We start from the raw sequence: 13905 nt of genomic DNA on the forward strand, positions 1-13905 counted from the left end.
CGCCTTCGCCGAAAGGCTTCGGCGGACAAGTCGCTGCGCTCGCAATGACGGAGGGTGCAACGGCTACAGCCCGCCTACCAAGCTCAGCACAAACCGGCTGCCCACGATCAACAGATAACACCCGAACGCCACTTCCAGCGTGCGCTTCGACATCGCATGCGCGGCTTTCACGCCGAGCGGTGCGGTGACGAGACTCATCGGCATCACCAGCACGGCGCCGATCAGCGAGACGTAGCCGAGCGCGAATGGCACTTGCAGCGCTGCGACGCCCGGATAGTTCGCCGCGGCGGGCCAGCCGGCATAGATGTAGCCGAGCGCGCCGGGGATCGAGATCAGCACCGCGAGCGCGGACGAGGTCGCAACGGCCTGATGGATCGGACGGCTATAGAAGGTCATCAAGAGGTTCGAGAACAGGCCGCCTCCGATGCCCATTAGGGTCGAGAGAATGCCGACGCAGAAGCCGTAGACGCGCATCAACGGGCCCTTCGGCAGATCATCGCCGAGCTTCCAGGTCTCACGCGCGAAGATCAGCCGGACCGCGGCTGACCAGGCGACCGCGACGAACACGATCTTGAACAGCCGCTCCGGTGCGAAGCGCGCGATTACGCTGCCGGCGATAACGCCGATCAGGATCGGCAGCCACCAGACGCGCAGGATGCTCATGTCGACCGCGCCGCGCTTGTAATGCGCCTGGAACGAGCGGATCGAGGTCGGGATGATCACCGCCAGCGAGGTGCCGACGCACAGCGGCATGCGCACCTCGAGCGGCACGCCGGCGATGCGGAAGCACTCGTAGAACACCGGCACCAAAATCGCGCCGCCGCCGATGCCGAACACGCCGGCCAGAAATCCCGAGAGCGCGCCGGTTGCGATCAGCAGCAGCACGAGCTCGACGACGTCGAAGACCTCGAGGCCGTTCATCGGCAGCGATCCGTCGGCAGTTCTCGCGGATGGGTGGCACAGACGGCTGCGGCAGCGCCGAGGACGGGCGCGGCGATGACCAGAAGGAGGCCCGCGAAGCCTGGGCCTTGCGGATCATAAGTACCAAGCGCCGCGAGACCGTCGATGGCGACGCCGACCAGCGAGAACACCAGCAACGGAAACAGGTCGCCAGGCAGGACGGTATGGAGGCCGCGCGCGGTGCGCCGATGGGGGATGGACGTCAGACTGACATGGGTGGGCATGGTTGGTCCCCAACTGCTTGGTATCTGGCAAAATTAGACTCTCCCGTTTTGCGGCGATATCTCTCGCAACCGGGATACTTCCTTGCGAAATGCGGAAGGATGGCGATGGACCAGATTGCGGCGATGGCGACCTTTGTGCGGGCCGTGGACGCCGGCAGCCTGTCGGCGGCGGCGCGATCATTGCCGAGCTCGCTGACGTCGGTGAGCCGGCAGATTTCCGCGCTCGAGCGGCATTTCGGCACGCGCCTCTTGATGCGGACGACGCGACAGCTCGCGCTCACGGAGGATGGGCGCATGCTCTACGAGCGCGCCAAATCGATCCTGGGCGAGCTCAGGGAGATCGAGGAGGGGCTGGCCGGAAATCGCCGCGAGCCGTCGGGACGGCTTCGGGTCAGCGCGCCGACATTGATGGGACGTCTGCTGATCGCGCCGCTGCTCGGCGACTTCCTGCGCGCCTATCCATCCCTCTCCGTGGACCTGCTGTTGGTCGATCGCAACGTCGATTTGATCGAGGAGGACGTCCACCTGGCGCTTCGCGTCGGGCGCATGCCGGATTCGCAACTGGTGATGCGAAAGCTCGCGGAGGTGCAGATGATTCACTGCGCCTCGCCAGATTACCTCGCACGCCGCGGCGAACCGGAGACGCCGGCGGACCTGGCGCAACATGATTGCCTGGTGTTTTCCGACGCGCCGGGTGCGGCAACCTGGCGATTCGGCCGCGAGGCGAATGGCGGAACGCGAGTCCGCATCTCGGGACGGCTCTGGATCAACAGTCTCGATGCGCTCGCCGCCGCCGCCGAGAACGGCGCAGGAATCATCCGCGTACCGTCATGGCAGGTGGAGAGGCAGCTGGCGGAAGGACGGCTGCGACGTCTGTTGGGCGCGCACGAGCCGGCGCCGGCGCCGCTGCACGCGCTGTATCAGCCGTCGCGCCTAGGCTCGACGAAGATTCGCGCCTTCATCGATTTCCTGGTCGCGCGGTGGCGCAGAAGCGATCCGCTCAGCCGGTGATCTCTGTGGCGGGTGGAATGCAGGGGGCGCATATCCGCGCGGGATCAAATCGGACGGTGAGAAGGACGGTTGGCGGTCGCGAGAACAGGGCTGGCGACGTCTTTGGCCGATCTCTGCCCGGTTTGGATGGCAGGGTCCGTTTAGAGGTGTTCCAATAGCAATTTCAACGCGCCGCGGCTCCAGCCAATATTATGAAGTAATATTCGTTTCTTCGTTGGCGGACCGAGGTCCTGGTATACCAAGCTGCTGATTGGACTTGTTTCATCAAGGCTGTAGAGATGAACCGAGGTTCGATTTATGGCGATTTGGTGATTGCGCAGGCCAAATCGACTCCGTAAATAGAGCCGACCTTTCGCGATCCCCGCGCGCCCCATGCTGGGCCGCAACAAACATCAAAAGCCGCCCATGACCGCACGGATCGAACGACCGCTTTCGCCGCACATCCAAACCTATCGCTGGACCCTGACGATGGCGCTGTCCATCGTTCACCGTGCCACCGGCATCGCACTTTACGCCGGAACGCTGCTGCTGGCTTGGTGGCTGATCGCAGCCGCCTCCGGTCCAGCCGCCTACGCCCATGTCCAGGCCTTCACCGGCAGCATCATCGGCCGCCTGATCGTGTTCGGCTACACCTGGGCGCTGATGCACCATATGCTGAGCGGCATCCGGCATTTCGTGTGGGACCTCGGCTACGGCTTCAAGGCCAACGAGCGCGAAGCCCTGACCTGGGGCGCGCTGATCGGCGGCATCGTGCTGACGGTGCTGATCTGGATCATCGCCTATGCAATCGGAGGCGGACGATGAGCTACACCGAATCCCACGGCTCTCCGAAGCCGCCATCCATGCGCACCCCGCTCGGCCGCGTCCGCAATCTCGGTGCGGCGCATTCGGGCACCTCCGATTTTTGGCGCCAGCGCATCACCGGCGTCGCCATGACGCTGCTGATGATTCCGGTCGTGGTCATCGTGATGATGCTGCTCGGCCGCAACCAGGCCGGCGCCGCGCAGATCCTCGGCTCGCTGCCCATCGCGGTGATTCTCCTGCTCTTCATCGCCGCCAGCGCCTGGCACATGAAGATCGGGATGCAGGTGGTGATCGAGGACTACGTCCATAACGAGAAGCTGAAGCTCACCGCGATCATGCTCAACAACTTCTTCTCGATCGCCGTGGCACTCGCCTCGACCTACGCGATCCTGAAACTTTCCTCCGGAGTGTAACCCATGGTTACCGGAACATCGGCCGCCACAACGAATGGCACGGGCAACGGCGCTCCCGCCACCAACGGCAAAGCCTATCCGATCGAAGACCACACCTATGACGTCGTCGTGGTCGGTGCCGGCGGCGCCGGCCTGCGCGCGGTGGTCGGCTGCAGCGAGGCCGGACTGCGCACCGCCTGCATCACAAAAGTGTTTCCGACCCGCTCGCACACGGTTGCGGCGCAGGGCGGCATCTCCGCCTCGCTCGGCAACATGCACAAGGACGACTGGCGCTGGCACATGTACGACACCGTGAAGGGGTCGGACTGGCTGGGCGACCAGGACGCGATCGAATACATGGTGCGCAACGCGCCCGAGGCGGTCTACGAGCTCGAGCATTGGGGCGTGCCGTTCTCGCGCACCGAGGACGGCAAGATCTACCAGCGCCCGTTCGGCGGCATGACCATGGACTACGGCAAGGGCCAGGCGCAGCGCACCTGCGCCGCCGCCGACCGCACCGGCCACGCGATGCTGCACACGATGTACGGCCAGTCGCTGCGCCACGCGGCCGAGTTCTTCATCGAATTCTTCGCCATCGACCTGATCATGGACGACCAGGGCACCTGTCGCGGCGTCATCGCGCTCAAGCTCGACGACGGCACGCTGCACCGCTTCCGCGCCCAGACCGTGATCCTCGCGACCGGCGGCTACGGCCGCGCCTACGCCTCCTGCACCTCGGCGCACACCTGCACCGGCGACGGCGGCGGCATGGTGCTGCGCGCCGGCCTGCCGCTGCAGGACATGGAGTTCGTGCAGTTCCACCCGACCGGCATCTACGGTTCGGGCTGCCTCGTCACCGAAGGCGCGCGCGGCGAGGGCGGCTATCTCGTCAACTCCGAGGGCGAGCGCTTTATGGAGCGCTATGCGCCGTCGGCCAAGGACCTCGCCTCGCGCGACGTGGTCTCGCGCGCGATGACGATCGAGATCCGCGAGGGACGCGGCGTCGGCAAGAAGAAGGACCACATCTTCCTACATCTCGACCATCTCGATCCCGCCGTGCTGGCCGAGCGCCTGCCGGGCATCTCCGAATCCGCAAAGATCTTCGCCAATGTCGACGTGACGCGCGAGCCGATCCCGATCGTGCCGACGGTGCACTACAACATGGGCGGCATTCCCACGAACTATCACGGCGAAGTCCTGACCAAGAAGGACGGCGACGACAACGCGGTGATCCCCGGCCTGATGGCGATCGGCGAAGCGGCCTGCGTCTCCGTGCACGGCGCCAACCGCCTCGGGTCCAACTCGCTGATCGACCTCGTCGTGTTCGGCCGCGCCGCAGCGCTCCGCCTCGCCGAGAAGCTGACGCCGAATGGCAAGCAGCCCGAGCTGCCGGCGAACTCGGCCGAGATGGCGCTCGGCCGCCTCGACCATTACCGCTACGCCTCCGGCGGCACACCGACCGCGAAGCTGCGCGAAGGCATGCAGCATGTGATGCAGAACAATTGCGCGGTGTTCCGCACCGGCGAAGTCCTCAGCGAGGGCCAGAACCTGATCGCGAAGGTCCACAGCGGCATTACCGACATCGCCGTGTCCGACCGCTCGCTGGTGTGGAATTCGGACCTCGTCGAGACGCTCGAATTCGACAATCTGATCTCTCAGGCGGTGGTGACGATGAACTCGGCCGCCAACCGCACCGAGAGCCGCGGCGCCCATGCCCGCGAGGACTTCTCCGAACGCGACGACAAGAACTGGATGAAGCACACGCTGGCCTGGCTGGACGATGCCGGCAAGGTCAGGATCGAGTATCGCCCGGTTCACGACTACACCATGACCAACGACGTGCAGTACATCCCGCCGAAGGCGCGCGTGTATTGATCAGGACTCGTCATGCGCGGGCAAAAGGCGCGAAGCGACGTCTTCAAACCTGATGCCCCGCGCATCCATCTTTCGAAAAGAGGGATGGATCGCCGGGTCAGGCCCGGCAATGACGCGGAAAACCAGAGGCAGGACTTATGGTTGAATTCGCACTTCCGAAGAACTCGAAGATTTCCGGTGGCAAGACCTGGCCGAAGCCCGCGGGGGCGACCGAGCTCCGCGAGTTCAAGGTCTATCGCTGGAATCCGGATGACGGCAAGAATCCGAGCGTCGACACCTACTACGTCGACACCAATGATTGCGGTCCGATGGTGCTGGACGGCCTGATCTGGATCAAGAACCACATCGACCCGTCGCTGACCTTCCGCCGCTCCTGCCGTGAAGGCGTCTGCGGCTCCTGCGCCATGAACATCGACGGCCAGAACACGCTGGCCTGCACTCGCTCGATGCACGACGTGAAGGACGGCGCGGTGAAGATCAATCCGCTGCCGCACCAGCCGGTGGTGAAGGACCTCGTCCCGGATCTCACCAATTTCTACGCCCAGTACGCCTCGGTCGAGCCCTGGCTGAAGACGACCTCGCCGACGCCGCAGAAGGAATGGCGCCAGAGCCACCAGGACCGCGAGAAGCTCGATGGCCTCTACGAGTGCATCCTCTGCGCCTGCTGCTCGACCTCATGCCCGAGCTATTGGTGGAACAGCGAGCGCTATCTCGGGCCCGCCGCGCTGCTCCAGGCCAACCGCTGGGTCTCCGATTCCCGCGACGAGGCCACCGGCGAGCGGCTCGACAATCTCGAGGACCCGTTCCGCCTCTACCGCTGCCACACCATCATGAACTGCGCCAAGGCGTGCCCGAAGGGACTGAACCCGGCGGAAGCCATCGCCGAGCTCAAGCTGAAGATGGTCGAGCGCCAGATCTGATTGGCGCTGTGAGCGACGACGCGTCTGTCTGCGGCCCGGAGCATTGTCGGTTCTGATCGAATCAGAACCGAAGCTCGTTCTCGAACAATGATTCAAGCGCGAGGTCGATCACCCGATTCCCATCGCGCTTTATTGATGCTCCACTACATGCTTGGTGCCAGGCGGGGGTGACGCTGCCGCCGCGCTAGGTTTTGAATTCGCGCGTTCGATTACCCAGCGCAGTTGGCGGTCCGTGGCGCGCAACTTGATCTCGTCCGAGGCGAGCGCGGCGAGATTGGCAAGGATCTGCTTCTGCGTTTCGTCCAGCACGCGTGGCCGAGTGTCGATCACGCAGAGCGACCCCAGGGTAAAGCCGTCGGGATCGCTCACTGGGCTGCCAGCGTAGAACCGAAACCCCAGCTCACCCTTCACCGCCGGATTCTCCGCAAAACGCAAGTCGGTCGCGAGGTTCTCGGCGACCATGATACCCTTCTGCAGAATGGTGTAGTTGCAGAACGCCCAGCCGCGCGGCGTATCGACCATGTCGAGCCCATAGCGCGACTTGAACCATTGTCGGGTCGGAGTCAGCATCGTCAGCAGTGCCACGGGAGCATCAAGGCTGCGTGCCGCCAGCCAGATCAGGCGATCGAAAGAATCTTCAGGCGGCGTGTCGACGAGGCCAGAGCGTTCGAGTGCGAGAAGCCGCTGGCCTGCTCGAACGCGGGAGGGCCGTCGGCGTCGAGGCGGTGCGTGACGGCAGGACATTGCGGATCAACGCGTCCAGGGAGGTGGTGCTCGCGCTCGGTGCAATACAGACACCGTCCGTGCTGATGCGCTCCGGCATCGGCGACGAGAACGAGCTTCGAACGTTTGGTATACCCGTGGTCCAGCACCTGCCCGGTGTCGGGCAGAACCTGCAGGATCACGTATCGTTCGGATGCATCTGGGAATATCGCGAGCCGATCGCGCCGCGCAACACCGGCAATGGGGCGACGCTCTACTGGAAATCCGATTCCGCGCTCAAGTCTCCCGACCTGCTGTTCTGCCAGGTCGAGTTTCCGGTGCCGAGCCCCGAGACGGCCAGCCGGGCGCCTGCCCACGGCTGGATGATGTTCGCCGGCCTCGCTTTGCCGAAGAGCCGAGGCAGGGTCAGGCTCCGAAACGCCGAGCCGCTTGCGACGCCGCGGATCGAAGCCAACATGCTGTCGCACCCTGACGATGTGAAGACGGCGATCGCCTGCGTCGATGTCTGCCGTGCGCTCGGCAATACCCGCGCCTTCGAGCCGCTGGTGGCGCGCGAGTCGATGCCCGGCCCTCTCGGTGGCGCTGAGATGGAACGCTTCGTGCGCGACTCCGCGGTGACCTACTGGCATCAGATATGCTCGGCGAAGATGGGGCGTGACGCAATGTCCGTGGTCGATGGCAAGCTCAAGGTCTACGGCATCGACCGGCTTCGCATCGCCGACGGTTCGGTGATGCCGCGGATCACCACCGGGAACACGATGGCGCCCTGCGTCATCATCGGAGAGAAGGCGGCACGCGCGCTGCGCGACGAGCACGATATCTGACCGCCAGTCTCCCCGAACGGCGGCTTGTAAGCCGCCTCACCTGACGTGCCCCTCTCGAACAGAGCTGCGAGGGGCTATCGCGCCGGACCGGCGGGACTATCCCGCCGCGTGATTCATTGAATTGCAACCATAGATTATATCGATAATCGGCTTCCTTCCTTGCGCGAAACTCAGTTAAGCTGGCGATCAGGGACAGGAGCCGTGCAAAGGGCGCAACGCAATTCGCTGAGGTTGTTGCAGTGGATGATGGCGGCATCCCTGGCGCTGCCGATTGCGCTATTTGTCGTTGCCGCCGCGATCTCCTACAGATCGACCAACGATATCGCCGACCGCGAGATCGAGCGCACGGTCGCCATCGCGCATGAGCAGGCGCTCAAGGTGTTCGAGACCATCGACCGCAGCCTTGCCGAGCTCAACGAGGTCGTGCGCGGGCTTTCCGACGACGTCATCCGCGCGCGGGAGCCGGAGCTGCATCGCCGCCTCAAGCGGCTGACCAATGCGCTGCCCCAGCTCAAATCGGCCTGGATCTTCGACGCGGACGGAAAAGCGCTGGTCAACAGCCTTGCGTCGCCGCCGCCGGACCTCGGTTTTGCCGATCGCGAATATTTTTATGCCCACATCGACCAGAGCATCGGCCGTTTCATCGGCGCGGCGCTGACGCCGCGCCCGCCCTATCAGGGCGCCCGCTTCTTTGGCGTCAGCCGCCGACGCGAGTCCGACGACGGCCGCTTCATCGGCGTGATCCAGGCCTCCGTGCTGCCGGAATATTTCGAGAGTTTCTACACCAGGATCGGATCCGAGCCCGGCAGCTTCTTCGCGATGGGACGAACCGACGGTGCGATGCTCGCCCATTTTCCCCGGCTCGACCGCGAGCTTCGGCTCGATCCGGCCGGACCGCTGGGCCAGAAGATCTCGGCTCAACCCGAGCACGGCCTCATCACCGTCGCCTGGCCCTCGGACGGCATCGAGCGGCGCATCGCCTACCGACGTGTCGCCGAGTATCCGATCTATGTCAGCGCTGGGCTCGAGACCTCGGCGATCCGCGCGCGCTGGTTCGCTACCATGGGACAGCATCTGGTGTTCGGCGTTCCCGCCACCGCGCTTCTGTTTCTGTTGCTGGCGCTCGCATTGCGGCGCACCCGGCACCTTCAGGCGGAAGCTGCGAAGCGGCGCGAGGCCGAGGAGGCGCTCAAGCACAGCCAGCGCCTGGAGGCGCTCGGGCAGCTCACCGGCGGCGTCGCGCACGACTTCAACAACCTCCTGACCGTGATCCGCGCCTCGGTCGACCTCTTGAACCGGCCGCAGCTGACGGAGGAGCGGCGACAGCGCTACATCACGGCCATTGCGGATTCGGTGGCGCGCGCGGCCAAGCTGACCTCGCAGCTGCTCGCCTTCGCGCGGCGCCAGACCCTGAAGCCCGAATTGTTCGACGTCGGTGCGCGGGTGCAGTCGCTGCACGATATGCTCGCCACGCTGCTGGGCCCAGGGATCGAGATCGTCATGCAGCTGCCGGCGGAGCCGTGTCTCGTCAATGCCGATGCCGGCCAGTTCGAGACCGCGCTGATCAACATGGCGACCAACGCGCGCGATGCCATGCAGGGCAAAGGAAGGATCGTCTTCGAGGTCGAGGCCGCAACGACCGCTCCGGACGCGCCGGCGCAGCATTCCGCCAACCAGACCATGGCAAGCCATGGCTTCGTCCGCATCACCGTCAGCGACACCGGTGTCGGCATTCCCGCCGCACGGCTCGGGCGCATCTTCGAACCGTTCTTCACCACCAAGCAGATCGGCCATGGCACCGGACTCGGCCTGTCCCAGGTGTTCGGCTTCGCCCGGCAGTCCGGCGGCGAAGTGACCGTTACGAGCGAGGTGGGGCACGGCAGCACCTTCTCGCTCTATCTGCCGCGGGTGCCGCCGGAGCTGCTGCCGCAGCGCGAGGCGCCCAACACTGCGCCGGCGGCGGCAGGCACCGGCATTTCGGTGCTGGTGGTCGAGGACAATATCGAGCTTGCCAATTTCGCCGCCGACGGCCTCACCGAGCTCGGCTACGGCATCACGCTGGTCGACAACGCCGCCGATGCACTTGCCGAGCTCGTCGTGGGCGCGGATCGCTTCGACGTCGTGTTCTCGGACGTGGTGATGCCAGGGATGACCGGGCTCGATCTGGTACAGGCGATCCGCGAGCGCGGCATCGCCGTGCCGGTCGTGCTGACCACGGGCTACAGCCAAGCCCTGTCACAACAGGGCGCGGCCGGCTGCGATCTCGTGCAAAAGCCCTATTCGATCGAGGAATTGTCGCACGTTCTGCACCGGGCCGCGCAGCTGCGGCACGTCCGCGACGGCGCCGCGGAGTGAAACGGCGGCCGGAACCCAAGGGAACCGACTGATTTCCTTGTGCGTTGTCCGCTCATGCACAAGCCGGCCACAACGCGCGAACAAGGCAAGAAGCCGCCCATTGTGGAGATCAAAGGCGAGAACGGCGATGACGTGGCACCGCCCCCGCCCGAACTGCTCGAACCCGACCCCGAACTCACCCCCGAGGAAGCCGAGCAGGCCCGCAAGGATTATCTGCTGACGCGGTTCTGGATCAGCGCTCGCGGCTTTTGGGGCCGCAAGGGCGACCGCCTCGCCTGGCCGCTTTCGATCGGTCTCGGCCTGCTGATCGTACTGACGGTCGGCTTCCAATACGGCATCAATGTCTGGAATCGCGCGATCTTCGACGCTATCGAGAAGCGCGATGCGGCGAGTGTCTTCCATCTCACGGTCGTGTTCTTCCCTCTCGCGATCGGCAGCATCGTGCTCGCAGTGGCGCAGGTGTTCGCGCGCATGGGCATCCAGCGGCGCTGGCGGGCCTGGCTCACGGCGAGCGTGCTGACCCGTTGGCTCAAGAACGGCCGTTACTACCAGCTCAACCTCGTCGGCGGAGACCACGACAATCCCGAATACCGGATCGCCGAGGATCTGCGGATTGCGACCGACTCTCCGGTCGATTTCCTCGCCGGCGTGACGTCCGCGCTGCTGTCGGCCGTAACTTTCATCGTCGTGCTCTGGACCATCGGCGGCGCGCTCACCGTCACGCTTGGCGGCTCGGCCATCACCATCCCCGGCTTCCTCGTGATCGCCGCGATCCTGTACGCAGCGATTGCGTCGAGCTCGATCCTGGTGATCGGTCGGCGCTTCGTCCAGGTCTCCGAGGACAAGAACCGGGCCGAAGCCGATTTCCGCCACACGCTGACGCGCGTGCGTGAGAACGGCGAGAGCATCGCGCTGCTCGGCGGGGAACAGGAAGAGCGCGACGGAATCGACCGCAATTTGACCCGCGTGCTGCGGCAATGGGCGCGACTCGCCGGCCAGCACATGCGCACCACGCTGGTGTCGCAGGGATCGAGCCTGGTCGCGCCGGTGGTGCCGCTGCTGCTGTGCGCGCCAAAATTCCTCGACGGCAGCATGACGCTCGGACAGGTGATGCAGGCGGCCTCCGCCTTCACCATCGTGCAGAGCGCGTTCGGCTGGCTGGTCGACAATTATCCGCGGCTGGCCGACTGGAACGCCTGTGCGCGCCGCATCGCCTCGCTGATGATGTCGCTCGACGGTCTCGAACGCGCCGAGCAGGGCGATGGCCTTGGCCGCATCAAGCGCGGCGAGACGCGCAATGACGCCATGCTGGAGCTGAGGGACCTCTCCGTCACGCTCGACGACGGCACCGCCGTGGTCGGCGAGACCGAGGTCGTGATCGACCCCGGCGAGCGGCTGCTGGTCGCCGGCGAATCCGGCACCGGCAAGAGCACGCTGGTGCGCGCCATCGCAGGCCTGTGGCCATGGGGCGGCGGCGGCGTCAACTTCCATGCCGACCGCCGCCTGTTCATGCTGCCGCAGCGGCCTTACGTGCCTTCGGGGTCTCTGCGCCGCGCTGTCGCCTATCCCGGCGCCGCCGACCACTGGACGGTGGATGAGATCGGCAACGCCCTGCACAAGGTCGGCCTCGATCATCTCAAGGAGAAGATCGAGGAGGAAGGACCTTGGGACCAGACGCTGTCCGGCGGCGAGAAGCAGCGCCTCGCCTTCGCGCGGCTGCTGCTGCACAATCCCGACATCGTCGTGCTCGATGAGGCGACCTCGGCGCTCGACGAGAAGAGCCAGGACAAGATGATGAAGATGATCACCGACGAGCTGCCGAAGGCGACGATCGTCAGCGTCGCACATCGCGCCGAGCTGGAGGCCTTCCACAGCCGCAAGATCGTGCTGGAGCGGCGCAAGGGCGGCGCCAAGCTCGTCAGCGACATCGATCTGATTCCGCGCAATGGCAAGCGCAAGCTGCTCGGCCGCTTCCTGCGCCAGCGCAAGGCGCCGCCGAAAAAGGCGGCGTGAGTTTTCTCTCTTCGTCGTCCCGGACAGGCACGCTCTAAGCGCGCACCGATCCGGGGCGACCGGGCGATCTGTTGCCCGCATCGAGCGTTGGAGCCCTCCTCAAAACCGGTTATGCATGCGCCGCTGGCAATGAGGGCCTTTGGCTTGGCATGACCCGAAGCAATACACTGCTGTCATGCTGACAGGGACGAACAAGGGAGGTTGCGATGATCGACCATCTGGGTATCTCGGTCTCCGACTATGAACGCGCGAAAGCCTTCTACACGACGGCGCTGGCGCCGCTCGGCTACAGCCTGATCATGGAGGTCACGGCAGAGCAGACCGGGCACGCTTCCGCCGCAGGCTTCGGCGCCGAGGGCAAGCCCGATTTCTGGATCGGCGGCGAAGGCGCCATGAACAAGCCGGTGCATGTCGCCATTCGCGCCAAGGACCGTGCCACGGTCGACGCCTTCTACAAGGCCGCAATCGCGGCCGGCGGTTGCGACAACGGTTCGCCCGGCATTCGCCCGCATTACCACCCGAACTACTACGGCGCGTTCGTGCTCGACCCTGACGGTCACAATATCGAGGCCGTTTGCCACGAGCCGGAATAGGAAAGATTCGACAGGAACATCGTTCCGGGCAGGCCGTTATCGTTCCTTGCGAAAAGGAGCACGACATGGCCAACGACAATGCCGGCGACGTCGATCGCGTCTGGGGTCTGATGCAGAAAATCGGCTTCGCGATGCTGGTCACGCGCGACGGTGACAAGCTCCGCGCGAGGCCGATGAGCGCCTGTCTCGACCGCGAAGCGAACACGATTTTTTTCCTCACCGATGCTCGGCGTCACAAGGATGAGGAAATCGCGCGCAACCCGTCCATCAACCTGTCGTTCGCGGATGCCGGCAGCCAGAAATATGTGTCGCTGACCGGCACTGCCGTCGTCTCCAACGACCGTGCCAAGATCAAGGAGCTGTTCTCGACGCCGGCCAAAGCGTGGTGGGACTCTGCGGAAGATCCCAACATCCGCGTGCTCAAGGTCACGCCTGACGACGCCGAATTCTGGGACTCGCCGGGGACGGTGATCTCCTACGTGAAGATGGCAGCCGCAGCCGTCACGAACACACGTCCCGATATCGGTGAGAACCGCAAGGTCTCGATGTGATGCCGATTGAACCGCCCGAGATTCCGCCGTCGACACCAGGGACGCCAACAGAGCCGCCGCCCGGAATTCCCCCTGGCAATCCGCAACCTGAGATCACACCGCCGGTTCGTGAGCCAGGCGAATCACCGCGCCCCGACGAATTGCCGGGCCGCATGCCCGAAGAGATTCCATCGCGCGGACCGAATGGGCCGCTCACTCCGAATCCTGCGACAGATGCAATGCCGCGGGATCACGCATGATCTCTCCAATCACATGTAAGGCGATTGCAACCAGCATCTGAATGCGCAATGAACATCGCCATAGTGAGATGATCTGCGTACAGAAATAAATCGAGCTGCGATCGCATATCCCGCCACAATGCGGCCTAACGCGTAGCTGTTGATCACAACACTTCGTCAAAGAACCTTCCGGGGAAGTTCACCACCATGACCAACCTTCGTTTCGTGCTGCTTGCGACGACGGCTCTGACCGCGATGCAATTGGCAAACACCGCATCGCATGCGCAAGGCGCTTCGCCGCTCGTGGTCGCTCAGGCCCAGCCTCAAGACACGGGTCCTGACGGAAAACCGAAGCAGCCGCCGAAGGGACCGCCTGCGGCCGCTCCGCCTGCAGCACCCGCGCGTCCGGCGGCGCCGCCGCCCGCGGCAGCACCGCCCCACC

14 protein-coding genes and 2 pseudogenes are annotated in these 13905 nt (G+C 64.9%); 13 read left to right on the forward strand and 3 right to left on the reverse strand.

The window, feature by feature from the left end:
* Positions 1-63 precede the first annotated feature (63 nt).
* Both EHH60_RS35185 and EHH60_RS35190 read right to left on the reverse strand, forming a co-directional pair.
* The gene (locus EHH60_RS35185) at positions 64-921 is read right to left on the reverse strand and encodes a sulfite exporter TauE/SafE family protein (RefSeq protein ID WP_199752438.1); all 858 of its coding nucleotides are present in this window, start codon (positions 919-921) and stop codon (positions 64-66) included.
* Positions 918-1184, reverse strand: a complete 267-nt coding sequence (locus tag EHH60_RS35190) for a hypothetical protein (RefSeq protein ID WP_199752448.1) — start codon at positions 1182-1184, stop codon at positions 918-920. The genes EHH60_RS35185 and EHH60_RS35190 overlap by 4 nt, the downstream gene beginning before the upstream one ends.
* Positions 1185-1307: 123 nt before the next feature.
* Between EHH60_RS35190 and EHH60_RS38370 the strand changes: the two are divergent.
* From EHH60_RS38370 to EHH60_RS35215, 6 genes and pseudogenes are all read left to right on the forward strand, one after another.
* Positions 1308-1466 (forward strand): annotated as a pseudogene (locus EHH60_RS38370) (helix-turn-helix domain-containing protein); the annotation flags it as partial.
* Between the two features lie 12 nt (positions 1467-1478).
* Positions 1479-2195, forward strand: coding sequence for a substrate binding domain-containing protein (locus EHH60_RS35195; RefSeq protein ID WP_245454674.1), 717 nt, complete (start codon positions 1479-1481; stop codon positions 2193-2195).
* 405 nt (positions 2196-2600) lie between these two features.
* Positions 2601-2999: a succinate dehydrogenase, cytochrome b556 subunit gene (gene sdhC / locus EHH60_RS35200; protein ID WP_124163791.1), complete on the forward strand. Its 399-nt coding sequence runs from the start codon at positions 2601-2603 to the stop codon at positions 2997-2999.
* Between the two features lie 38 nt (positions 3000-3037).
* Positions 3038-3412, forward strand: coding sequence for a succinate dehydrogenase, hydrophobic membrane anchor protein (sdhD, locus tag EHH60_RS35205; protein ID WP_199752446.1), 375 nt, complete (start codon positions 3038-3040; stop codon positions 3410-3412).
* Between the two features lie 3 nt (positions 3413-3415).
* Positions 3416-5266: a succinate dehydrogenase flavoprotein subunit gene (sdhA, locus tag EHH60_RS35210; RefSeq protein ID WP_124163793.1), complete on the forward strand. Its 1851-nt coding sequence runs from the start codon at positions 3416-3418 to the stop codon at positions 5264-5266.
* A 137-nt stretch (positions 5267-5403) separates the two neighbouring features.
* The gene (locus tag EHH60_RS35215) at positions 5404-6186 is read left to right on the forward strand and encodes a succinate dehydrogenase iron-sulfur subunit (RefSeq protein ID WP_124163794.1); all 783 of its coding nucleotides are present in this window, start codon (positions 5404-5406) and stop codon (positions 6184-6186) included.
* Positions 6187-6315: 129 nt separating this feature from the next.
* Here EHH60_RS35215 and EHH60_RS35220 read toward each other — a convergent pair whose 3' ends face one another.
* Positions 6316-6930: a GAF domain-containing protein gene (locus EHH60_RS35220; RefSeq protein ID WP_283811881.1), complete on the reverse strand. Its 615-nt coding sequence runs from the start codon at positions 6928-6930 to the stop codon at positions 6316-6318.
* Here EHH60_RS35220 and EHH60_RS35225 point away from each other — a divergent pair.
* The 7 genes and pseudogenes from EHH60_RS35225 to EHH60_RS37895 all read left to right on the forward strand — a co-directional run.
* Positions 6858-7733, forward strand: a complete 876-nt coding sequence (locus EHH60_RS35225; protein WP_283811882.1) for a GMC family oxidoreductase — start codon at positions 6858-6860, stop codon at positions 7731-7733. The genes EHH60_RS35220 and EHH60_RS35225 overlap by 73 nt on opposite strands.
* Before the next feature lie 201 nt (positions 7734-7934).
* On the forward strand, positions 7935-10088 hold the full coding sequence (locus EHH60_RS35230; RefSeq protein ID WP_124163795.1) for a hybrid sensor histidine kinase/response regulator family protein: 2154 nt from the start codon (positions 7935-7937) through the stop codon (positions 10086-10088).
* A 54-nt stretch (positions 10089-10142) separates the two neighbouring features.
* Positions 10143-12101 (forward strand): ABC transporter ATP-binding protein/permease, encoded by a 1959-nt coding sequence (locus tag EHH60_RS35235; RefSeq protein WP_124163796.1) that lies wholly within the window; start codon positions 10143-10145, stop codon positions 12099-12101.
* A 206-nt stretch (positions 12102-12307) separates the two neighbouring features.
* Positions 12308-12694 (forward strand): VOC family protein, encoded by a 387-nt coding sequence (locus tag EHH60_RS35240; protein WP_124163797.1) that lies wholly within the window; start codon positions 12308-12310, stop codon positions 12692-12694.
* 65 nt (positions 12695-12759) lie between these two features.
* On the forward strand, positions 12760-13245 hold the full coding sequence (locus EHH60_RS35245) for a pyridoxamine 5'-phosphate oxidase family protein (protein ID WP_124163798.1): 486 nt from the start codon (positions 12760-12762) through the stop codon (positions 13243-13245).
* Positions 13245-13484, forward strand: coding sequence for a hypothetical protein (locus tag EHH60_RS38375; protein WP_124163799.1), 240 nt, complete (start codon positions 13245-13247; stop codon positions 13482-13484). The genes EHH60_RS35245 and EHH60_RS38375 overlap by 1 nt, the downstream gene beginning before the upstream one ends.
* Positions 13485-13670: 186 nt before the next feature.
* Positions 13671-13905, forward strand: a pseudogene (locus EHH60_RS37895) (OmpA family protein); the annotation flags it as partial.

The organism is Bradyrhizobium sp. RP6 (assembly GCF_003837805.1).
In the GTDB taxonomy this organism is placed as follows: domain Bacteria; phylum Pseudomonadota; class Alphaproteobacteria; order Rhizobiales; family Xanthobacteraceae; genus Bradyrhizobium.